At 40.4% G+C, this 21,950-nt stretch carries 18 protein-coding genes; 5 read left to right on the top strand and 13 right to left on the bottom strand.

The annotated features are described in order from the left end of the window. Positions 1–29 precede the first annotated feature (29 nt). The 3 genes from Q1B07_RS13965 to Q1B07_RS13955 form a co-directional block, all read right to left on the bottom strand. The gene (locus tag Q1B07_RS13965; RefSeq protein ID WP_299093379.1) at positions 30–878 is read right to left on the bottom strand and encodes a 3-hydroxybutyryl-CoA dehydrogenase; all 849 of its coding nucleotides are present in this window, start codon (positions 876–878) and stop codon (positions 30–32) included. A 91-nt stretch (positions 879–969) separates the two neighbouring features. Further along, positions 970–2,148, bottom strand: a complete 1,179-nt coding sequence (locus tag Q1B07_RS13960; RefSeq protein ID WP_299093381.1) for an acetyl-CoA C-acetyltransferase — start codon at positions 2,146–2,148, stop codon at positions 970–972. A gap of 137 nt (positions 2,149–2,285) precedes the next feature. Next, the gene (locus Q1B07_RS13955; RefSeq protein ID WP_299093382.1) at positions 2,286–4,397 is read right to left on the bottom strand and encodes a (Fe-S)-binding protein; all 2,112 of its coding nucleotides are present in this window, start codon (positions 4,395–4,397) and stop codon (positions 2,286–2,288) included. 251 nt (positions 4,398–4,648) lie between these two features. Between Q1B07_RS13955 and cls the strand changes: the two genes are divergently transcribed. Next, positions 4,649–5,845: a cardiolipin synthase gene (cls, locus tag Q1B07_RS13950; protein WP_299093399.1), complete on the top strand. Its 1,197-nt coding sequence runs from the start codon at positions 4,649–4,651 to the stop codon at positions 5,843–5,845. Between the two features lie 70 nt (positions 5,846–5,915). Further along, the gene (gene uvsE / locus Q1B07_RS13945; RefSeq protein WP_299093383.1) at positions 5,916–6,872 is read left to right on the top strand and encodes a UV DNA damage repair endonuclease UvsE; all 957 of its coding nucleotides are present in this window, start codon (positions 5,916–5,918) and stop codon (positions 6,870–6,872) included. 49 nt (positions 6,873–6,921) lie between these two features. Here the strand turns inward: uvsE and Q1B07_RS13940 are convergent, their stop codons facing one another. The 5 genes from Q1B07_RS13940 to Q1B07_RS13920 form a co-directional block, all read right to left on the bottom strand. Further along, the gene (locus tag Q1B07_RS13940) at positions 6,922–7,935 is read right to left on the bottom strand and encodes a LacI family DNA-binding transcriptional regulator (RefSeq protein WP_299093384.1); all 1,014 of its coding nucleotides are present in this window, start codon (positions 7,933–7,935) and stop codon (positions 6,922–6,924) included. Between the two features lie 116 nt (positions 7,936–8,051). Further along, positions 8,052–9,092 (bottom strand): Gfo/Idh/MocA family oxidoreductase, encoded by a 1,041-nt coding sequence (locus tag Q1B07_RS13935; protein WP_299093385.1) that lies wholly within the window; start codon positions 9,090–9,092, stop codon positions 8,052–8,054. Positions 9,093–9,263: 171 nt separating this feature from the next. Further along, the gene (locus tag Q1B07_RS13930) at positions 9,264–10,988 is read right to left on the bottom strand and encodes a solute:sodium symporter family transporter (protein WP_299093386.1); all 1,725 of its coding nucleotides are present in this window, start codon (positions 10,986–10,988) and stop codon (positions 9,264–9,266) included. 371 nt (positions 10,989–11,359) lie between these two features. Further along, positions 11,360–13,030, bottom strand: coding sequence for an arginine--tRNA ligase (argS, locus tag Q1B07_RS13925; protein ID WP_299093387.1), 1,671 nt, complete (start codon positions 13,028–13,030; stop codon positions 11,360–11,362). Beyond that, positions 13,030–13,458 (bottom strand): DUF1934 family protein, encoded by a 429-nt coding sequence (locus Q1B07_RS13920; protein WP_299093388.1) that lies wholly within the window; start codon positions 13,456–13,458, stop codon positions 13,030–13,032. The genes argS and Q1B07_RS13920 overlap by 1 nt, the downstream gene beginning before the upstream one ends. A gap of 173 nt (positions 13,459–13,631) precedes the next feature. Between Q1B07_RS13920 and Q1B07_RS13915 the strand changes: the two genes are divergently transcribed. Then, positions 13,632–13,871, top strand: coding sequence for a hypothetical protein (locus tag Q1B07_RS13915; RefSeq protein ID WP_299093389.1), 240 nt, complete (start codon positions 13,632–13,634; stop codon positions 13,869–13,871). An 88-nt stretch (positions 13,872–13,959) separates the two neighbouring features. Here Q1B07_RS13915 and Q1B07_RS13910 read toward each other — a convergent pair whose 3' ends face one another. From Q1B07_RS13910 to speE, 3 genes are all read right to left on the bottom strand, one after another. After that, positions 13,960–14,694, bottom strand: a complete 735-nt coding sequence (locus tag Q1B07_RS13910) for a CAP domain-containing protein (protein WP_299093390.1) — start codon at positions 14,692–14,694, stop codon at positions 13,960–13,962. 377 nt (positions 14,695–15,071) lie between these two features. Further along, positions 15,072–15,953 carry an agmatinase gene (speB, locus tag Q1B07_RS13905; RefSeq protein WP_299093391.1) on the bottom strand — a complete coding sequence of 294 codons (882 nt, stop codon included), beginning with the start codon at positions 15,951–15,953 and terminating at the stop codon, positions 15,072–15,074. Between the two features lie 239 nt (positions 15,954–16,192). Next, positions 16,193–17,023: a spermidine synthase gene (speE, locus tag Q1B07_RS13900; protein WP_299093392.1), complete on the bottom strand. Its 831-nt coding sequence runs from the start codon at positions 17,021–17,023 to the stop codon at positions 16,193–16,195. Positions 17,024–17,505: 482 nt separating this feature from the next. Here speE and Q1B07_RS13895 point away from each other — a divergent pair, with 482 nt between their 5' ends. After that, positions 17,506–19,569 carry a transglycosylase domain-containing protein gene (locus Q1B07_RS13895; RefSeq protein WP_299093393.1) on the top strand — a complete coding sequence of 688 codons (2,064 nt, stop codon included), beginning with the start codon at positions 17,506–17,508 and terminating at the stop codon, positions 19,567–19,569. A gap of 540 nt (positions 19,570–20,109) precedes the next feature. Here Q1B07_RS13895 and Q1B07_RS13890 read toward each other — a convergent pair. Together Q1B07_RS13890 and Q1B07_RS13885 are read right to left on the bottom strand one after the other, a co-directional pair. After that, a complete protein-coding gene (locus Q1B07_RS13890) occupies positions 20,110–20,622 on the bottom strand; it encodes a YwhD family protein (RefSeq protein WP_299093394.1) in 513 nt (170 codons plus the stop codon). A 26-nt stretch (positions 20,623–20,648) separates the two neighbouring features. Continuing rightward, positions 20,649–21,332 (bottom strand): site-2 protease family protein, encoded by a 684-nt coding sequence (locus Q1B07_RS13885; RefSeq protein WP_299093395.1) that lies wholly within the window; start codon positions 21,330–21,332, stop codon positions 20,649–20,651. A 215-nt stretch (positions 21,333–21,547) separates the two neighbouring features. On the opposite strand from Q1B07_RS13885, the gene Q1B07_RS13880 reads away from it, so the two are divergent. Then, positions 21,548–21,730 carry a 2-hydroxymuconate tautomerase gene (locus tag Q1B07_RS13880; protein ID WP_299093397.1) on the top strand — a complete coding sequence of 61 codons (183 nt, stop codon included), beginning with the start codon at positions 21,548–21,550 and terminating at the stop codon, positions 21,728–21,730. Positions 21,731–21,950: the final 220 nt, after the last annotated feature.

The following is a 21,950-nucleotide window of genomic DNA, read 5'->3' as shown; positions in this document are numbered from 1 at the left end:
GCCACCCCTTTGGAATAAGTCAGTCTTTTTTAATACGTGTAGAAGCCTTTGCCTGTTTTTCTGCCGAGCCACCCTGCTTTTACATATTTACGTAACAGCGGGCATGGGCGGTATTTATCATCGCCAAACCCTTCATGAAGGGTTTCCATTATATATAAGCAAGTATCTAAGCCAATGAAGTCTGCCAGGGTAAGCGGTCCCATCGGGTGGTTCATTCCCAGCTTCATCACTTCATCGACCGCCTCAGGTGCAGCAACACCCTCATAAACAGTGTAGATGGCTTCATTAATCATTGGCATTAAAATTCTGTTTGAGACAAAGCCTGGGAAGTCATTTACTTCAACGGGGACTTTCTTTAAGGTTTTCGTCAGTTCCTCGATTTGCTGATATACCTCATTAGCTGTTGCAAGGCCGCGGATAATCTCCACGAGCTTCATAATTGGTACTGGATTCATAAAATGCATGCCTATGACCTTTTCCGGCCGCTTTGTTGCTGCGGCAATTTCTGTAATCGGCAATGATGAGGTATTTGTCGCTAGAATCGTATGTTCCGGTGCCAGTTGATCAAGCTCGTGAAAAAGCGCTGTCTTTACGTCCATCTTTTCAACCGCTGCTTCAATGACAAGATCTGCTGAAGCTGCATTTGAGAGGCTGATTGAAGGGGTAATTCGTTGTAGTGCAAAGTCTTTTTCCTGCGGCTGGATTTTTTCCTTTTCGACCTGCCTTTGCAGCTGCTTCTCAATCGATGCTACCCCTCTATTGACCAATTCCTCTGATAAATCATGAAGCACAACGTCAAAGCCTGCCATCGCGCATACCTGGGCAATCCCTGAGCCCATCTGCCCGGCGCCAATCACCATGATTGTTTTAATACTCATGCTAAACATCCCCCTATTAATCTATTAATATAAAACACGGAGGAATGCCCCAAGGGTCTAATATTGGGGGCAGTCCCCTCAGCTTTATCAATTAAACCTCTATCATAATCGCATCACCTTGACCGCCGCCGCTGCAAATGGCAGCAATGCCAATTCCGCCGCCGCTGCGCTTTAGCTCATGAATCAAGGTAATGATAATTCTTGCTCCGCTTGCGCCAATTGGATGTCCGATTGCTACCGCCCCTCCGTTCACATTCACTTTTTCCGGGTCAAGATTAGCAATTTGATTTGAAGCTAATGCCACTGCGGCAAAGGCTTCATTAATTTCGAATAAATCTATATCATCAACGGTTTTGCCTGTTTTCTTTAATAGCTCATTTATAACAAGACCAGGTGTTTTTGGAAAATCCTTCGCTTCAACGGCGATCGCTGTGTGGCCGATAATTGTTGCTAATGGCTTGCGTCCTTCTCTTTCAGCCCGTTCGCTGCTCATTAAAACAAGTGCAGCCGCACCATCATTTATTCCTGGCGCATTTCCAGCCGTAATCGTGCCATCATGTTCAAACACAGGTGCCAGCTTTGAAAGCCGTTCAATCGATGTATCTTTGCGTGGTGCCTCATCCTTTTCGACCACTATTGGCTCTCCTTTACGTTGCGGTACAGCAACCGGCACGATTTCTTCACGAAGAAGCCCAGTTTCTTGCGCATGAATTGCGCGCTGATGGCTTCTTAATGCCCATTCATCCTGCTGCTGTCTTGTTAGCCCTAATTCGGCAGATGTGCTGTTGCCATATGTGCCCATATGAACGCCTGTAAAACTGCATGTTAGGCCATCGTGAATCATTAAATCCTTCACCGCGCCATCTCCCATTCTTAGTCCCCAGCGTGCCTTTGGCAAAATATACGGCGCATTGCTCATTGATTCCATTCCACCTGCGACGATCACATCTTCATCACCCGTACGAATGATTTGATCCGCTAAGGTCACGCTTCTTAGTCCTGATGCACATACTTTATTAATTGTCTCTGTTTTTACATCCCAAGGAAGCTCGGCATGACGTGCTGCTTGACGTGAAGGAATTTGCCCCTGCCCTCCTTGAAGAACATTACCTAGAATCACTTCATCAACCTGAGTGCCTTCAACCTCTGCACGCTTTAATGCTTCTTTAATGGCAATCCCGCCAAGTTCAGAGGCTGTTAATGTTGACAGCGCACCTCCAAATTTGCCAACCGGTGTTCTTACTCCGCTTAAGATCACTGTTTTTCCCATTGATTTTCTCCCCTTTAAACATTTTTATATTAAAAAAATAATTGTATAAGTATATAAGTAATCGCTTTCGCAAAGCTTGACCGAACGCTCGCTCAGTCAGAAAGCATGACCAAAGAGGGGATTAGTCCCCCCTTGTTTTAAGAAACTTCTTTTCGATCCCCAAAGATAGATTTCTCCAGCAGTTCTGCGACGTCATATGTGCTGACTTGATCCTCGATTTCCTTCGCTTTTGTGCCATCGCTTAGCATGGTTAAGCAGTATGGGCAGCCTGAGCTGATAACAGATGGATTCACAGTGAGTGCCTGTTCTGTTCTCGCGACATTTATCCGGCTCCCTGTGTCTTCTTCCATCCACATAAGTCCCCCGCCAGCGCCGCAGCACATGCCTTTCTCACGATTTCGTTCCATTTCAATAATCTTCACTCCAGGAATGGCTTTAAGGATATTCCTTGGAGCATCATATACCTCGTTATATCTTCCCAGATAACAGGAATCATGGAAGGTAATCGTTTCATTGACTTGATGCACCGGCTTTAATTTGCCTTCAGCCACCAATTGCGCCAACAGCTCTGTATGATGGTACACCTCAGCCTCTAAGCCAAAGTCAGGGTACTCATTTTTAAAGATGTTATAAGCATGCGGATCAATGGTGACGATTTTTTTCACATCGTTTTTAACAAATTCATCGATATTCTTAGTTGCAAGCTCTTGGAATAAAAACTCGTTTCCAAGGCGACGCGGAGTATCTCCAGAGTTCTTTTCCTTATTACCGAGAATCGCAAACTTCACACCCGCTTCATTGAGAAGCTTTGCAAAGGATAACGCGATTTTTTGGCTGCGGTTATCATAGGAGCCCATTGAGCCAACCCAGAATAAGTACTCAAACTCTTCACCAGCCTTGCTCATTTCCTTTACTGTCGGGACAGACACATCTTCGCGGGCCTCGCGCCATGTCTCACGCTCTTTGCGGTTTAAGCCCCATGGGTTGCCTTGGCGTTCGATATTTGTCATCGCACGCTGGGCATCTGCATCCATTTTCCCTTCTGTTAACACAAGGTAACGGCGCATATCAATGATCTTATCCACATGCTCATTCATAACCGGACATTGATCCTCACAGTTCCGGCAGGTTGTACATGCCCAGATCTCCTCTTCTGTAATGACATCACCGATCAATGATGGATTGTAATCAACAGCAGCAGCGGCCGATTCCTGAGCACCGGAGCTTGCGGCCATCATCGCAATTTGATTGCCTTTTGTATGACTAAAAGCTGCAGCAGGCACCCATGGCTGCTTTTGGGTCACTGCAGCCCCAGTAAGCGTTAAATGGTCACGCAGCTTTAAAATCAAATCCATCGGCGAAAGCATTTTACCGGAGCCTGTAGCAGGACACATATTTGTACAACGGCCGCATTCAACACATGCGTACAAATCAATTAGCTGAGTCTGGGTAAAATCCTGAATTTTTCCTACGCCAAAGGTTTCTTGTGATTCATCCTCAAAATCAATCTTTTCAAGTTTTCCGGGAGCAGATAGGCGATTAAAATACACATTTGCCGGTCCTGCAATTAAGTGAGCATGCTTTGATTGCGGAACATATACTAAAAACGTTAACAGGAATAATAAATGGATCCACCAGGCGATATAGAAGATGACGATAGAACCTGTTTCTCCTGCAAAGCTAAGCAGGAATGCAATGGCAGAGACAATCGGCTCAGTCCAGGTAAGCTCATGTTGATGCCAAATAAGGCTCATTCCATTTCCAAGCAGAACAGATAGCATAAGTCCGCCGATAAAGATCAATACTAATCCGGACTTAAAGCCACGCTTTAATCTCACAAGCTTTTCAACATAGCGGCGATGAAATGCCCATACGACAGCAACTAAAATCATAAATGTCACAATTTCTTGGAAAAAGGTGAACGCTGGATAGAGCGGTCCAAGAGGTAAATGGGCTCCAGGTATAAGCCCTTTCATAATAAAGTCAATGGCCCCAAACTGAACGAGAATAAACCCATAAAAGAACATGACATGAATGATTCCGCTCTTTTTATCTTTTAAAAGTTTTTTCTGGCCAAATACATTTACCCATATTTTTTGAAGCCTTTCTTTCACCTTTCCATCGAACTCAACCTTTTTCCCAAGCTTGATGTAAGCTAGTCTTGTTTTAATCAGGTAGCTAAATAAATAGATTGCGTAAGCGGTTACAATTGCGAATGCAATAAAATTCACCCATAATAATGCATCCATTCGTTTTCCCCCAATCTGCCAGTTTCAGCACCCCAATTGCTAACTGGTCTTTCTCCCCTTTGTTCATTTATCCTATATTCCTATCATAAATAATGAATGAGCATTCAGTCAATACTTTTTCACGCTTCACAATGAAATGATATTAAGGTATAGGCCAAAATATGCAGCACACGTTCAAAATACATAAAAAAAAGCCATTACGAAAAGACTATTATAAAGTCTCTTGCAGTTAGGAGGAATGCAACGTGAGCCTGTTAATTTTCATATGCTTCATTTTAGCGGTCATTATTTGCTGGTTAACGATTGATTATCATTTAGGAAGAAAGGATCATCTTTCAAAATCGAAATATACCCAGTATTCCCCTAAGAAAAGTGATATTCAGCTTTTTACTGATGGTCAAAGCCTGTATGAAGACTTTTTTAATGAAATAAGAGATAGCCAACATAGCATTCATGTATTATTTTATATCGTTAAAAATGATGGAATCAGTCAGGAGTTTCTATCCTTATTAAGCGAAAAAGCCAGCAAAGGGATTAAAGTGCGCCTTTTGCTTGATTATGTAGGAAGTCTTCAGCTAAAAAAACAAAAAATCTATGAACTTAGGGCAAATGGGGTTATGTTTGCTTACACTCATAAACCAAAGCTACCGTACCTTTTTTATACATTCCAAGCGAGAAATCACCGAAAAATTACCGTTATTGACGGAAAGACCTCTTATTTAGGTGGTTTTAATATCGCAAGGGAATATATCGGCAAAGACCCTAAGTTTGGGTTCTGGCGGGATTATCACTTAAAGATTACAGGTGAAGGGGTAACAGATTTACAGGAGCAATTTTTAAAAGATTGGTATGATGCTACCGGAGAACATCTTCTGAACGATTCTTACTATTTTCTTGATCAGCCAGCTGGAAAGAACACCCACACGTTTATTTCGACATATGGAGAAAACTTAACTCATCATTTTATTACGTTTATTAAAGACGCAAAAAAGGAAATTATTATTTGCTCCCCTTACTTTATTCCTGGAAAAACGATCTTTAATGAATTGCTTGCTGCGTTAGCAAGAGGAGTAAAAGTAAAGGTTATGGTACCGATGAAGCAGGATCATCCATTAGTCATGGAAGCCTCCTTTCCTTACTTTGACAAGCTTCTTTTAGCAGGATGTGAGATTTATCGTTATTACCATGGATTTTATCATTCGAAGGTAATTGTCATTGATGATCATCTATGTGACATCGGAACTGCCAATTTTGATAAACGAAGCTTGTATTTAAATGATGAGATGAATTGCTTAATTTATGACAAAGAGTTTATCCAAGGTGTAAAAAAACAAATCTATGAAGATTTTCACCGTTCTGAACAATTAACTTATGCAGCCTATCAAAAACGTCCGTTTATGCAAAGAGGCAAGGAAGCTGTTGCGACACTTGTTTCGCATTTTTTATAGAATTGATGGTGTCTTGCCGCCGTTTTTATCAGATCAGCAAGACGCTTTTCTTTTTGAGAGGAGGAATTGGATGATTATTCGGTTTGGATATGTGTCACATGCTCTTTCTCTTTGGGATTGCTCGCCGGCAAAAGCATTAACATTTACGAGATGGAAAAAGCTCACTGAATCCGATAGAAAGGAACAGCTTTTTTATGTGACAAAGCAAAATCTTGAACACACAATAAGGATGATTCATTACAATATTGCCCAAGAAATATCTTTATATCGGTTTTCCTCCTCAATTGTTCCGTTAGCTACCCATCCAGAGGTGCTTTGGGATTACAAAACACCTTTTAAGGATTTATTTAAAGAAATTGGTAAGCTTGTCAAAAAGCATAGGCTTCGTACTAGCTTTCATCCAAATCAATTTACGCTATTTACGAGCGGTCAGCCGCATATTACGAACAATGCCGTGATCGATATGACTTACCATTATGATATGCTTGATGCCATGGGCCTAGCTGAGGAAGCGATTATTAACATCCATGTTGGCGGAGCTTACGGAAACAAGCATGCGGCAACCAAGCGATTTCATGAAAATATAAAAAAGCTCCCTGCTGCGATCAAAAAAAGAATGACCCTTGAAAATGATGATAAAACCTACACTGCATCAGAAACTTTAATGATATGCAAAAAAGAACGGATTCCAATGCTATTTGATTATCATCATTTTATGGCGAATAAAGCAGAAGATGAGGCTGTTGAGGAACTGCTGCCAGAAATCTTTCAAACATGGAACTGGGTTGGTCTTAAGCCGAAAATTCATGTGTCCTCACCTAAATCGGATAATGAATTTAGAAGCCATGCTGATTATGTCGATCCTGAATTTTTGCTGCCTTTTGTAAAGATACTAAAGGAATTGAATGTCGATGTTGACTTCATGATTGAGGCGAAACAGAAGGATAAAGCCGCGCTGAAGCTCTGTGAGGATCTATCGAGAGTAAGAGGGGTAAAACGGATTGGCGGAGCTGCGATTCAATGGTAATGTCAAAATTCTTTTAAAACAAAAGCGGCTGATCACTATATAAATAGCATCAGCCTATGGTTTTAACCATTGCAGTAGTACCTCTGACAATTAATTCAGGGTTATAAAGGATTCGCTCCTTCAATGATTGTCCGGCATTTATTTCTTCGATCAGCACATCTACAATTTTCTTGCCCATCAGTGAGATCGGCTGCGCGATCGTCGTTAGTCCTGGCACTGTGGTAGTAGCTAAAATCGTATTATCAAAGCCAATAATCGATAAGTCCCTTGGAATCTCAAGACCTCTTTCTTTTGCCCCTTGAATGACGCCAATAGCAAGCAGATCATTACATGCAAAAATGGCTGTCGGAAGAGCAATATCTGTTTGGCTAAAAAGCTGTTCGAAAAATTTCTTTCCATTCGGAATTGATGCACTCGTCCGCACAATATACTCTTCCTTAATTGCTATGCCATATGCTTCATGTGCCTCCCGGTAGCCATAGATGCGAAGATTGCTGCTATGGGCGTTTTCCGCAATAATGGCTACCCTGCGATGTCCATTGGCAAAATGATAGGATGTCGCTTCATAGCCTCCGATAAAGTCATCGACTGAAACCTTTGAAACATCCAGTGAGGCATCGTCCTGTGTAAGCATAACAAGCGGAATATTATTCTTTATAAGATCCTGCAGCACAGCTTTGTCTTGAAACGTCGAACCGACAATAAAACCATCGACTTGCTTTCGTTGCAATAACTCAATATATTTCTTTTCTTTCTCAGCGCTTTCATCTGTGCTGCACATGATGACGCTCATTCCCCGTTCATGGGCGCGATCCTCGATGGTTCGGGCCATTTCAGAAAAGAAAGGATTCGATATATCAGGCACCAATAGTCCCAATGTTTCCGTTCGTTTTCCCATTAAAGCAGATGCCATGACATTGGGGTGATAATTAAGTTCTTTCATTGCCACTTTTACCTTTTTTCTTGTGGACTCCCGCATATTTCCTGTATTATTTATGACTTTTGAAACAGTAGCGATCGATACGCCCGCCTTTTTAGCAACGTCATAGATTGTTACCTTCATCCCTTTTGTCTCATCTCTACTTTCCCTATGGTTTAATCTTCTTTGCTAAAAGAGTACCACAGTTGAAAAAGGTATGCACCTGAAAAACAAAAGTAGGTATAGTCAAAATTCTCTTTTTATATTGTTACCTTTTCATTCTGTAAATTTACTAGTTTACGAGTTTCAAACGATTTTTTGCAGGCATAGCCTAGTCTGGTTGATTCTACCCCATCTTGGACTGTAACCGCCGGCTTTCTTCCTTCTAATATACAATTTACAAACTCTTCAACCTCACTTAAATAGGCTTGTTCAAAACGCTCTAAAAATCCATCATAGCATTCCTTAACTGCGCCATTTTCCTGAAGCAGAACAATTTGATTGCGCTCTGGAAGTGTACCAATTCGGATACTGCCTTTTGTACCAATGATTTCTGTTTCGATATGGTAGCCGTGTGCACAATTTCGACCAGCAACAAAAATGCCGATCGCATTATTTTCAAAACGGACCATTGCGGCACCTGTTTCCGCATCTTGAATTTCTTCAAATTCCGGTCGAGCATAGCCTCCGCCAATTGCCCAAACCTCCTGTGCCTCAGCTCCCATATACCACCTAGCCAAATCCAAGTCATGAATCGACATATCTAAGAAAAGGCCACCACTGTAATTTGCACGTGCAAATTTCAAGAAATTGTCCATCTGACTTGCTGGATCTAGTCCATAGCAGCGAATTAAAATCGGGTCACCGATATCCCCCTTATCAATTTTTTGTTTCGCAGCGGCATAAGACCGATCATATCTGCGCATAAATCCAAGCATAAACACCTTATCTTGATGTGCTTCAACCGCCTTTTCAACTTGTACTGCTTCCTCAAGATAAAGGCCAAGCGGCTTTTCACTAAAGACATGGAAGCCCGCATCAAGCGCTTTGATGATTTGCTCACAATGAAAGCCTGATGGTGATGCAATAAAAATTGCATCTAATTCTTTGTTTGTGAGCATTTCCTCATAATTCGTATAGCTATATGGAATTCCCCATTTTTCTTGAATTTCTTTTATTTCCTCTTCGATTACACTACATACTGCTGTAAGCTCACAGTTCGGAATTCGAAAGCAGAGATTTTCTGCATGCTGACGTCCTAATCGGCCAAGACCAACGATTCCTACTTTTACCTTTTTCATCATTATAAACACCTGCCATTTTCGTTTTGTTCATATCACATTATCATTTAAGCGCTTATCTACTGCGTTAAAGTTGTTCGTTTTGTCATATCCACCAACTCCGAAATGAAGCGCTTAACTTTATTCGTTTCGATTTAAACATATTATTAATTCTATGATTTTCATCACTAATCAAGAAGCATTTTTTTGCTTTGTTTCAGTTGGTTCAAATCGCTTCTCTGTCTTTCGCCAGAACCAGATGACTCCGCCAATTAATAAGATTACGGCAAGGAAAAAGACAACAGACCATATTGAATAGCTGCCATTTACTTCTGCAACGCCAATTGGTGAGAAGAAAGCATAAACACCGATCATCACTGCCAGAATGAAAGCTGAAAATGTTTTTGCATACTTCCAAGGCTTCATATCCACCACATTTGCATCATGGAGCTCGAAAGGCGTTTCTCTAGGCTTTAATCTTCCAACAATCACCATCACTAAAATATTGATTGGTAATAACACGGATAACACATAAAGGAAGTTGATATGCCCTAATACCAGTTTTGATATGCCATACAACACGACATGCACAATAATCGCTATTTTTGGTGCACTGGCTGGCACTCTTTTACTGAAAAATCCTACAATAACCATCGCCAGGATTGGTAAATTATAAAATCCGAACATTTCCTGTAAATAAGCATAAAGTCCAGATGGAGCAAAAATAATAAAAGGTGCCACGATAACTGATATCGCCGCTAAGATGGCCGAGAAAATTTTCCCTGCATTGACAAGCTCCTTTTCCTTTGCCTGAGGTTTGAAAATTGGTTTATAAATGTCCAATGTAAACAATGTAATCGAGGCATTCAAAGCATTATTAAACGAGCTCATAATTGCCCCAAATAACACCGCTGCCAAAAACCCTGATAAAGCAACCGGCAATACATCAACTACTAGTAAAGGATAAGCCATATCCGGATTTGTGATCTCATTGCCATATAGCAGATAAGCGATAATTCCCGGTAAGGCTAAGAAGGTTACCCCAAACACTTTAAATAAGCCTGCGTAAAGGACACCCTTTTGCCCCTCAGCTAAATTTTTTGCTCCTAAGCTTCGTTGAATAATTGTTTGATTCGTTGTCCAGTAAAACAGATTGTTAAATAACATGCCGGTTAGTAACACCGACCAAGGTACGGATGATGAGTGGTTGCCGATTGCATTTAATTTTGCCGGATTTGCTGTTAAAAGCTTATTGACCCCATCAGCTAAATTTCCGCCACCAAGAGCAACTAGTGCCAGGATCGGAATAAGCAAACCTCCAATTACTAATCCAACACCATTAATCGTATCACTCATTGCGGTAGCTTTCAGACCACCTAAAATGACATATCCACAGCCAATCACACCAATAGCCACTGAGATGAGTAAAACAATCATAAACGGACTCATATTTGTAATTGTCGTTAAGGAGAAAATGCTATCTAGAACTAATGCACCGGAATATAAAACCGTTGGCAAATAAGCAACCGCATAGCCCAGGATAAACAAGACGGAAATGATTTGTCTTGTTCGCTTATCATAGCGTTGTTCAAGGAAATCCGGAATCGTTGTAATACCTGTCTTTAAATATCTTGGTAAAAAAACAAACGCCATAAATATCAATGCCAGCGGCGCTGATACTTCCCAAGCCATAACAACCATTGATTCACTAAATGCCTGGCCATTTAATCCGACAATTTGTTCTGTAGACAGGTTAGTCAAAATGATCGAGCTTGCAATGACAATCCCTGTCAGACTTCTCCCGCCAAGAAAGTAGCCATCTGAACTATCCAGATCCGTCCCCTTTGTTTTGTACCAAGAAAACCACATGACAAAAACCGTGTAAATCAGAAATGTCGCAAATATGACCCAAATCATTTGTACCCCTCCATTTGAATTGATTTCAAAACAATGTTGTAGACAATTAATACGACTACTTATCTTCCTCCTTTTCAAGGTAAGCGCTTAACAAAATAACCAAAAATAAAAGAAATCATATATTTGTAGAAAGCAGTCATAATACTCTCCAAAAAAAGAATCTGTCGGCTGCTAAACTCTCTTTCATTCAACAAACGATTTTTAAGATAAGCGCTTAACTTATTTTTTAGTGTAAACGTTTTAAATTTAATAATCAAGCTTTTTTTGTTGAAAGGATACAAAATAAAAAGGCTGACTCAATTAAGGGCCCTCTACCAAACTTTTAATGTTTTGGAGAGGAAGAAACCCGTATGAGTCAGCCTATCTTCGACCTACATTTTTTCAGGAGCCGAAACCCCAATCAATGTAAGAGCGCTTTGTAATGTAATTTGTGTTGCTTTCATTAAGCCAAGTCTTGCACGACTTTTTTCTGTGTTTTCAGGATCCAATACCTTCTCAGCATTGTAAAAGCTGTGAAGGGCTGATGCGACATCATAAATATAGTTTGTGATGCGGTGCGGGATCCTCTTTTGCGCTGCTTCTGCAACGGCTTGAGGGAATTCTCCAAGCTTTTTCAATAAATCAAATTCCTTTTCAGAAGAAATCTCATCAAGCTTTAAGTTTTCCACATACGTTAAGCCCTGCTCATCACCTTGGCGGAGCATGCTGCAAATCCGTGCATGTGCATATTGTGCATAGTAAACTGGGTTCTCATTTGATTTTGATACAGCAAGATCAAGGTCAAAATCCATATGCGTATCAGCGCTTCTCATTGCAAAGAAGTAACGTACGGCATCAAGACCAACCTCTTCAATTAGCTCCCTCATTGTGACAGCTTTACCAGTACGTTTACTCATTTTCATTTTTTCGCCATTTTTGTATAGGTGAACAAGCTGAATGATCTCAACTTCAAGTGTTTCTTTACTATAGCCAAGTGCTTCAATCGCTGCTTTCATCCGCGGAATATAGCCGTGATGGTCTGCTCCCCATACATTGATCAGCTTTGTAAAGCCGCGGTCGAGCTTGTCCTTGTGATATGCAATATCTGGTGTTAAATACGTATAAGAACCGTCTTTTTTAATTAATACACGATCTTTGTCATCACCAAATGTTGTGGACCGGAACCAAGTTGCTCCGTCTTCTTCATAGATATGGCCTTTTTCTCTTAATACTGCAAGTGCCTCATCAATTTTCCCATTATGATAGAGCGATGTCTCTGAATACCATACATCAAATGCTACACGGAATTCTTCTAAATCAGCTCTTAGTTTGTCCATCTCATATTTAAGACCATATTCTCTAAAGAAGCCTAAACGCTCATCACTGTCTTCGTTCACAAAGCGGTCGTCAAATTCTTCGGCAAGCTTTTTACCGATTCCGACAATGTCCTCGCCATGGTAGCCATCCTCGGGCATTTCAGCTTCCTTGCCTAAAGCTTGCAAATAACGGGCTTCAACAGAACGCGCCAAATTGTTAATTTGGTTCCCTGCATCATTGATGTAGTATTCGCGTGATACATCATAGCCTGCTTTCGCTAGCACATTGCATAAGGAATCCCCTACTGCCGCGCCGCGCGCATGGCCTAAGTGAAGATCTCCAGTTGGGTTTGCCGAAACAAACTCCACTTGAACCCTTTCATTGTTCCCGATATTTGTTTCACCATAGCTTTCGCCTGCTTTTAAAATAGTTGGGATTAATTCAGTTAAATAGCTATTGTTCATATAAAAATTAATAAAGCCAGGGCCGGCGATTTCAATTTTATCAATTGATCCCTTTTCTTTATCAAAATTCGCAACAATGTCTTCTGCGATCATACGAGGCGCCTTTTTTGCCACACGCGCAAGCTGCATTGCCATATTTGTTGAATAATCGCCATGTGCTTTTTCTTTTGGGATTTCTAAAAGGACGTCGGGAATTTGCGCCGCTTCAGCAAGTCCCGCTTTGATGACAGAAGCCTTGATCTCTTCCTTTAAACGTTCTTTGACTTGTTCTACAATATTCATCATTGTTCCTCCTTGTATGTCAGCATTAGTGTATGTACGTGTTTTTCCTTCTCATCTATTTGCAAATCATATAAGATCACGAGCTTGCCTTCAAGTCCTTTGGATTTGACCTCCAAAGATTTTGTCTTTGTTTCAAGCTGCAGCTTTCCAAATGGAGTCGTGTAATCAGTTAAGGTTGGCTTCCCTTGTATAAAGCGCTGCTTCATAGTCACCGCGCCGGACCTCATGACCGTGACCTCACCTTGCGCGATTTTTACCGTTGTCTTTACAAAACCAAGCTCATGCTCTTCATCATACCTTAAATAAGCAGTTTTCCCTTTGAGGACAAATTCCCCTTTGGTACGGATTTCAATTGTATCTTTTTCTTTGTCGTTCTCATTGTGGATTTCCGACAAAACATGGATTTGAACAGGCGTGCTTTCTGACATCCAGACACTCCCTTTCCATCATTCTTCTATAACTTTACTATTGTAAAGAACCATTTGCAACAACGCAAGAGAGAAGTTTTTAATATATTCCTTTCTAGATTTCTGAATGAAATAACGACAAAAAAACAAATAGTAATCCGCAAACATATATTTTTTAAAAGGAGAAGGTCCTAATGAAAAAATATTCAATTTTAATAGCACTATTAATACTGTCTTTCTCTGTTTTTCTTCCTACTTTTGAAGTAGAGGCTAATGAAAATTCAAACAGACAAAATCTTACTGTCAGTCAAAATGCAATTCAATTAAAGGAAGACTTAAGAAAACTTTGGATAGACCATACGATATGGACAAGAGCTTATACCGTTAGTGCCATTGCAGAAGGGATCATCAAGCAATTTCCAAACAAGTTTTAACGCTTTTACAACTATAAGTTATTTACACAAACGTAAGACTAAAACATAAAAAGGCGGCTAACCATTAGCCGCCACTTTAAATCTATTCTTATTTTCCAATAAACTGCTGAGTCCAGTAATTTCCTTCAGCCACATAGCCGACACCGATATGAGTATAGTTTGAGCTTAGAATGTTTTTGCGGTGTCCTTCACTGTTCATCCAAGCATTGACAACCTCTTGCGGAGTGCGCTGACCTTTTGCGATGTTCTCACCAGCCGTTTTGTATGTGATGCCAAATTTCTTCATCATGTCAAACGGTGAGCCGTATGTTGGGCTTGTATGTGAGAAATAGTTATTTCTTTGCATATCCGCTGATTTTTCACGTGCTACCTTACTTAGCTCTAGATCGACTTTAAGTGCAGGCAGGCCTTGTTTCGCACGTTCTTGGTTTGTTAAGTCTACTACTTGTTGTTCATATTCACTTAATTGATATGAAGCTTGCTCTGCTGGTTTTTGCTCTGTTTGAGTTAGAGCTGGCTGCTGTTCAGCAGGCTGTGCTGCTTCTGGTTGTTCTGGTGCAGGCTGCTCCACTGTATTCGTTTCTTCTTTAGGCTGCTGCTCTGTTTCAGTTGGCTGCTCTGTTGGTTGTTCAATTTGATAGTTTTTTAGTAAATTGTTAATATATTCATCAATTTGATCAAAATTGATATTACCTGATTGGTAATAATAAACTTTAGATTCCGCATTCATAGAGTTCGAAGCTGCATCAGCTTTATTTGCGATTGGGTTAGCCATTAATAATGCTGCCCCTGCTACGACTGATAAAATCATTTTTTTCTTCAATTTTTTCATCCTCCCTATTACTTGCTTTCTACGGAACTATCTTAACATATGTTTTTTGTAATATTTGAGGAAGGATTTTACAAGATGGTTTATCGGCCTTTGAACATTATTAGCAGAATTTATTTATTTAATAGAATTGATCGGAGGTTTCATAGAGTGAGGATGCGTTATTCATTGATCTAAGGGATCCCATTTACTGGATTACAAACCAGTTTTTTATTAGTATTTTCCTATTGACGTCTTTTGAAAACCCTTTTAGTTATTACAGATATTACGGCAGGATTACAAATTTTAAGATTATTTCTTCCATTTTCCTTTACTAGTAATGAAAAAGAGAAGTGCTGCAAACACACTTCTCTTTTGGTATATAAGATCGCTTATCCCTTTTTTTGAACCCAGCCTAAAATCATCTCGCGAATAATCTTGCTTGCTGTATTCGCTGTTTGTTCAGAATGATCATAGATTGGGGCAACTTCAACTAAATCAGATCCTACCACACGCACATCTGATTTTGCAATTTCATGAATCGCTGCTAACAGCTCTTTTGACGTAATGCCGCCTGCATCCACTGTGCCTGTGCCTGGCGCATGGGCAGGGTCAAGAACATCAATATCAATTGTAACGTAAACCGGACGGCCGGCAAGCTTTGGCAGCACTTCTTTTAATGGCTCAAGGACCTCAAATTTAGAGATGTGCATGCCCACTTCTTTTGCCCATCTAAACTCTTCCTTCATCCCGGAACGAATGCCAAATGAATATACATTTGTCGGTCCAATATGATCAGCAATTTTTTTAATCGGTGTTGAATGGGAAAGCGGCTCTCCTTCATATTCATCACGCAAATCTGTATGGGCATCCATATGGATAATAGCTAAATCCGGGTATTTTTTGTACATCGCCTTCATTACCGGCCATGATACTAAATGCTCACCGCCCATACCTAATGGGTATTTGCCATCCGCCAGCAATTGGTCAATATACTCTTCAATCATCTCGATGCTTCGCTGCGGATTGCCAAATGGGAGCGGAATATCACCCGCATCGTAATATTTCACTTCTTCCAATTCGCGGTCTAAATATGGACTATATTCCTCAAGGCCGATTGAAACCTCGCGAATGCGCGCTGGGCCAAAGCGTGAGCCCGGTCTGTAGCTGACTGTCCAGTCCATCGGCATACCGTAAATAACCGCTTCGCTTTCCTCATAATTCGGGTGGCTTTTGATAAATACATTACCTGAATAAGCTTCATCAAATCTCATGTTCTTTTTCCTCCTTAAAAAAGTGAGAGAACGATTCCCTCACTTTACTAAGTTTTATTGTCAAGCTACAGCGCCTAGCCCCGAAGCACAGGACGTGCAAGTGCAGTCAAGAGATAAGGACGCCCTAGTTTTTGACTGCCTCTAGGATCTAGCCAATTTAGAACTGAAGGCAATGAGCGCCTTCTATTCTAAATCGTCTTATTTGCCCTAGGATGAACGAGGCGCTTCCGCTTTTGTTTTTATTTAATTAAGTCACTTACAAACTTCGGTAAGACGAAGCAAGCTTTGTGCAATTCTTTTGTGTAATATTTTGTTTCAATTTCGTGGAAGCGGTCTTCGCTTACTTCAAGCGGATCATATTTTTTTGAACCGATCGTGAATGTCCATAAACCGCTTGGATATGTTGGAATGTTCGCTGTGTAAAGGCGTGTAATCGGGAAGATTTCCTTTACATCACGTTGAACATTTGTAATCAATTCTGGTGTAAACCAAGGATTATCCGTTTGCGCAACGAAAATACCGTCTTCTTTAAGTGCTTTTGAAATTCCTGCATAGAAGCCTTTCGTAAATAGGTTTACAGCTGGTCCAACTGGTTCTGTCGAATCAACCATGATGACATCATACTCGTTTTCGCTTTCTGCAATATGCATGAAGCCGTCCCCTACTTTTACATCAACACGCGGATCATCAAGCTTTCCAGCAATTTCAGGCAGGAATTTTTTTGAATACTCGATTACCTTGCCATCAATATCAACAAGCGTTGCTTTTTTAACCTGAGGGTGCTTAAGAACTTCACGGATGACGCCGCCGTCCCCGCCGCCGACAACAAGCACATTTTCTGGATTAGGGTGTGTAAACAAAGGAACATGTGCCACCATTTCGTGATAAACAAATTCGTCCTTTTGAGATGTCATAACCATACCATCAAGGAAAAGCATATTGCCGAATTCTTCTGTCTCAACCATTTCTAAGTATTGAAAATCAGTTTGTTCTGTATGTAACGTCTGTTTAATTTTTAATGTGATTCCAAAATTCTTTGTTTGCTTTTCTGTATACCATAATTCACTCATGTTTTTACCATCCTTTCAGCCTTAAGCTCTACTATATTTTAACCGGGAGTTGTTCAGAACATCCGGAAAACTTTTCATTATTCCTTTTAAAACTATAGATGAATCTAGCAAAAAATCAAGAAAAAAATCATGACTTTTCGCAAAATGTTTAAAAAACTAATAAAAAACTAATAATGGCTAATAGTATCTATGTCTGGAAAGAACAAAAGCGCAAGCGCCTTGGTCATCGCCGTACAAACTGGAGGAGCATCGACTGAGATAAAGGAAACACGGTAAGCGAAGCGAACCGATGTTGACTTATCGTAGGGAGATGATCTGAAGTTTGATAGGCGATAGGCGCTGGCAGTCAAAAACGCGACGTCCTGTCGCACTGACTGCACTTGCACATCCTGTGCTTCGGAGCTGGTACGTGAGCGCTTATCCACAGTTCAAGAATTTTATAATTTCCTAAGAAAAGAAAAACCGATTGGAGGTGAGCTAAGATGGATGTGATCACACCTAAACGAATTAGAATTACATTAAAAACCATCCGTGCACTTATTTTTATTAGTTTGCTATTATTAGTCTTTTTTTCGACGATCATTTTAAGTATTGTCTTATATGCAAAATGGCAAGGTCCTCCTTCCTTAACAGTGCCACAATCAACAATTATTTATGCAAGTGACGGGTCAAAAATCGGGGAAATGCATAATGGACAGAAGCGGTATTGGGTGAATCTAGATGATATTTCCGAACATGTCCTGCAAGCAACTATTGCGATTGAGGACCGCAGCTTTTATGATCATAACGGGTTTGATTATAAACGGATTGCTGGGGCTGCCCTGGCAGATTTAAGAGCAATGGCAAAGGTTCAGGGAGCTAGTACGATTACCCAGCAATATGCCCGAAATCTGTTTTTAGAGCATGAAAAAACATGGATAAGAAAAGCACGGGAAGCCTTTTATACAATACGTCTTGAACAAAATTACAGTAAGGACGAGATTTTAGAAGGTTATTTAAATACGATTTATTACGGTCATGGTGTATACGGAATTGAAGCAGCAGCAAAATATTATTTTGGAAAAAACTCCAGTGAATTATCTTTAGCAGAGGCCGCGATGCTGGCAGGCATTCCAAAGGGTCCGAGCGTTTATTCTCCTTATGCAAACCAAGAAAGAGCGAAGGAACGCCAAACGATGATTTTGGAAACGATGGAAAAAGAAGGGTATATCACAGAAAAGCAGCTGAATCAAGCCTTACAGGAAAATCTAACTTATAAGACAAAAGAAGAAAATGTTCAAAAAGGAATCGCCCCGTATTTTCAAGATGCTGTCATGAGCTCATTGGCAGATCAATTAAATATCGATGCACAAATCATTGAAACAAAAGGATTGAAAATTTATACAACCTTAGATCCTGAAATGCAAAAAATTGCTGAGGATCTTGTGAAAAATTCGATCGAAAAGAAATCAGAGATTCAAGCTGCTTTTATCGCGATTGAACCAAAAACGGGTTATGTAAAAGCATTGATAGGTGGACGCGATTACGAACAAAGTCCGTTCAACCGTGCAACACAGGCAAAAAGGCAGCCAGGCTCAACAATTAAGCCGTTATTATATTATACGGCGGTCGAAAATGGGTTTACACCATCTACAGAAATGATGAGTGAGCCAACGACATTTTCTTATGATGACGGCAATGCTACCTATAAGCCAAGCAACTATAATGGGTATTATGCGAATGACTTTATTACAATGCTTCAGGCAATTGCATTATCTGACAATATTTTCGCCGTAAAAACTCATCTTTTCCTTGGGATGGAGAAGCTAATCCAGTCAGGGGATTTGTTTGGCCTTACTTCTAAAATGAAAAAGGTTCCGTCAGCAGCATTAGGAACATCCTCTGTACGTTTAGTTGAGATGGTAAATGCGTATGGCATGCTTGGAAATGGCGGAAAAAAAATTAAACCTACCTTTATCACAAAGGTGGAAGATGCAAATGGTGAAGTCATTTATAAAGCCGATAAAACAAAAGAACAGGTTCTAAATGAGCAGGCTGCTTTTGTAACCACCCATATGATGAAAGGGATGTTTGACACAGCTTTAAATGATTATACATCTGTCACAGGACAAAGCATTGCAGATATTTTAACTAGAGACTATGCGGGTAAGTCCGGGACGACGTCAACAGATAGCTGGATGATTGGTTACTCTCCGCAGCTTGCAGCAGGAGTGTGGACGGGTTATGACAAGGACGAGACAATCGATCTTGTTCAAGAGCGCAGCTACGCAAAAACCATATGGGCAAAATTCATGGAACAAGCGTTGGAAGATGAATCGGTCAGAGCATTCCGTCCGCCTGATGGCGTTGTTGGCGTCTATATAAACCCTGCCAGCGGCAAGCTTGCTACAAAAGATTGTCCTGTTCGAAGATTAACCTATTATATTGAAGGCACAGAGCCTACAGAATATTGCCAAGAGCATCAAACAAAAAACAAGGAAGAAAAGAAGCAAGATCATAAAAAAGAAAAGAACAGTTGGTTTGATCGGATGTTTAAATGGTGGTAATAAAAAAAGCGCAAGGCGCTAAGCATTCGGCGACAAGCATAAGGCGAACAGGAATAGAAGGTGTACTTTACCTTCAATTCCTGTTTGACTTATGACCTCGAGCCGATGGCGCCTGGAGCTAGATTCAGAAACGCAAGCTATGTTAAGAAAATATATAAATTCTGATATTAGAACAAAAGCGCAAGCGCCTTGCTCAGCCTAGGGCAAATAAGACGCTCATGAATAGAAGGCGTTCTTTGCCTTCAATTCATGAGTGGCTAGACCCTAGAGGCAGTCAAAAACTAGGGCGTCCTTATCTCTTGACTGCACTTGCACGTCCTGTGCTTCGGGGCTAGGCGCTGGAGCTAGACACAAATACTAAGTAACAAAAAGTTATACTTTCTTAAACTTTGAAAAGACATAAAAAACCCCGAACTGCTTAAGGTTCGGGATTTTTTATGTCCTAGTTTTATAACTGTATTTTTAGTCTACTAATTTTAATGAAGAACCACAAGAATTTACCAATTTGTTCACGAAACTGTCACACTTTTGACAAAATTCCTATGCGTTTAAATCATCTTTTAATTTTTGCTCAGAAAGATCCCACATTTTATGATCATGTTTCTTTAAGAAGCTAGCAAGGATTTCCTTTGAACGGTCATCCATATGATCAACAATAATATGACGTTTTAACGATTTATCCATCCGGTTCACATGTTCAGGAAGTGATTTGTATCCTCTTCTTATTTCACGGTTAACCGTCAATTCGCAAGCAGTGACCCCTGCATAATACGGTCCATCTAACTTGCGGTCGATCGTCACCCAGACTAGCCAATAAGGCTTTCCATTAGGGACATCCTCTTTATTCGGCAGGAATTTTATCCCCTTTTCAACAACACTTCTAGCATGCATGGCCCCGATATCAACAAAGGCCTCACCTTCTTCAATATCAATAAACACAGGGGAGACATTATCAAGACTTAATGCCCCGACACCAAACCCGCCATGGCCGTCTGTTGGATCATTTTTAATGATATTAAAACCAATACTTTTTTTCTTTTTGTTCTCTTCCATTAAGATACCTCCTTCATCATCTCTTCCTATAATATTGGACTTAACAGAAAGTGAAACATATTCATCACAGCTGTTCGGCCAACATCAAAAATCGGCTGAATGATATATGCATCAAGTGGTGTAATGACAAGTATTAAAAAAATAATGATGCCATAGCTCTCATACTGAGTCATTTTTGCGCGAATATTTGCCGGTGCAAGGTCTTCAATGATTCGATAACCATCCAATGGCGGAAATGGAAGCAGATTAAAAATAAACAGCATCACATTTAGTGAAACGAATATATTGAAAAAATCCTGCAGCCCTTCTACATATTGATTAGGTAGTGCTGTTATTGCATTTGTTGCCAAGAGTATGTACCAAATACATGTTCCAAGGAAAGCAATCACCAAATTGCTTAGCGGACCTGCAACCGAGACAAGAACACCTGCCAGGCGCGGCTTCTTAAAGAAATAGCGATTCACAGGAACAGGTCTCGCCCAGCCAAAGCCTGCAATAAAGATGAGCAGCGTTCCAAACGGATCTAAATGGGCTATTGGATTAAGCGTTAATCTGCCCTGTTTCTCTGCCGTTGGGTCACCAAATTTATAAGCTACATAGGCATGAGCATATTCATGGAACGTGAAAGCGATCATGAGGGTAATGACAACATATGGAATCATTTCAAGCGGAAATGCCAGGAAACTATTTATACTACTTAAATTGTCCATCTCTCTCTCCTTTAGACTTAAAAGTTCAACATTCAAAAATGAGTCCTGCCAGCCTAACATGTTATACAAACCAACTTGCTTAAAGTATACTATAATTAAGGGCTTATTCGCATTCATTTGCTTGTCATTAAGCATAATAAAGCAGTCGGGGGTTGACAATCCGTCAAAATGGGACAAAGCCCTTTCATACATAATTAGTAAAGGAGAGAGAAACAATGCCATATGTAACAGTAAAAATGCTTGAAGGTAGAACAGATGACCAAAAAAGAGCTTTAGTTGAAAAAGTAACAGCTGCTGTTTCGGAAACAACCGGTGCCCCTGCAGAAAAAATCGCGGTTTTTATTGAAGAAATGAAAAAGGAAAATTACGCAATCGCTGGGAAGAGACTAAGCGATTAAGAAAAGCGCAAGACCCTAGAGGGGCTAGGCGCTGGAGCTAGACACCAAAACTAAGTAAAAATGTATACTTTATCTTTCAATAAGAAAAACCGGGCAAAAACCGCCCGGTCCTTTTTTGTCTAGCGAATATCCGATAGCTTGTACTCTATTCCATGAATTCCTTTATAAAACTCAGGGTACATTTCTCCTCCACATTTTTCACATGAAAACATAGGTGGAG

This window comes from uncultured Metabacillus sp. (assembly GCF_947503125.1).
In the GTDB taxonomy this organism is placed as follows: domain Bacteria; phylum Bacillota; class Bacilli; order Bacillales; family Bacillaceae; genus Metabacillus.
This window is presented reverse-complemented; position numbering and strand designations above follow the sequence as displayed.

What these genes read in the sequence shown, in the direction of transcription:
- Q1B07_RS13965 (WP_299093379.1), bottom strand. Translation starts at nt 878, where the DNA reads ATGAGTATTAAAACAATCATGGTGATTGGCGCCGGGCAGATGGGCTCA.
- Q1B07_RS13960 (WP_299093381.1), bottom strand. Translation starts at nt 2,148, where the DNA reads ATGGGAAAAACAGTGATCTTAAGCGGAGTAAGAACACCGGTTGGCAAA.
- Q1B07_RS13955 (WP_299093382.1), bottom strand. Translation starts at nt 4,397, where the DNA reads ATGGATGCATTATTATGGGTGAATTTTATTGCATTCGCAATTGTAACC.
- uvsE (WP_299093383.1), top strand. Translation starts at nt 5,916, where the DNA reads ATGATTATTCGGTTTGGATATGTGTCACATGCTCTTTCTCTTTGGGAT.
- Q1B07_RS13940 (WP_299093384.1), bottom strand. Translation starts at nt 7,935, where the DNA reads ATGAAGGTAACAATCTATGACGTTGCTAAAAAGGCGGGCGTATCGATC.
- Q1B07_RS13935 (WP_299093385.1), bottom strand. Translation starts at nt 9,092, where the DNA reads ATGAAAAAGGTAAAAGTAGGAATCGTTGGTCTTGGCCGATTAGGACGT.
- Q1B07_RS13930 (WP_299093386.1), bottom strand. Translation starts at nt 10,988, where the DNA reads ATGATTTGGGTCATATTTGCGACATTTCTGATTTACACGGTTTTTGTC.
- argS (WP_299093387.1), bottom strand. Translation starts at nt 13,030, where the DNA reads ATGAATATTGTAGAACAAGTCAAAGAACGTTTAAAGGAAGAGATCAAG.
- Q1B07_RS13920 (WP_299093388.1), bottom strand. Translation starts at nt 13,458, where the DNA reads ATGTCAGAAAGCACGCCTGTTCAAATCCATGTTTTGTCGGAAATCCAC.
- Q1B07_RS13915 (WP_299093389.1), top strand. Translation starts at nt 13,632, where the DNA reads ATGAAAAAATATTCAATTTTAATAGCACTATTAATACTGTCTTTCTCT.
- speB (WP_299093391.1), bottom strand. Translation starts at nt 15,953, where the DNA reads ATGAGATTTGATGAAGCTTATTCAGGTAATGTATTTATCAAAAGCCAC.
- speE (WP_299093392.1), bottom strand. Translation starts at nt 17,023, where the DNA reads ATGAGTGAATTATGGTATACAGAAAAGCAAACAAAGAATTTTGGAATC.
- Q1B07_RS13895 (WP_299093393.1), top strand. Translation starts at nt 17,506, where the DNA reads ATGGATGTGATCACACCTAAACGAATTAGAATTACATTAAAAACCATC.
- Q1B07_RS13890 (WP_299093394.1), bottom strand. Translation starts at nt 20,622, where the DNA reads ATGGAAGAGAACAAAAAGAAAAAAAGTATTGGTTTTAATATCATTAAA.
- Q1B07_RS13885 (WP_299093395.1), bottom strand. Translation starts at nt 21,332, where the DNA reads ATGGACAATTTAAGTAGTATAAATAGTTTCCTGGCATTTCCGCTTGAA.
- Q1B07_RS13880 (WP_299093397.1), top strand. Translation starts at nt 21,548, where the DNA reads ATGCCATATGTAACAGTAAAAATGCTTGAAGGTAGAACAGATGACCAA.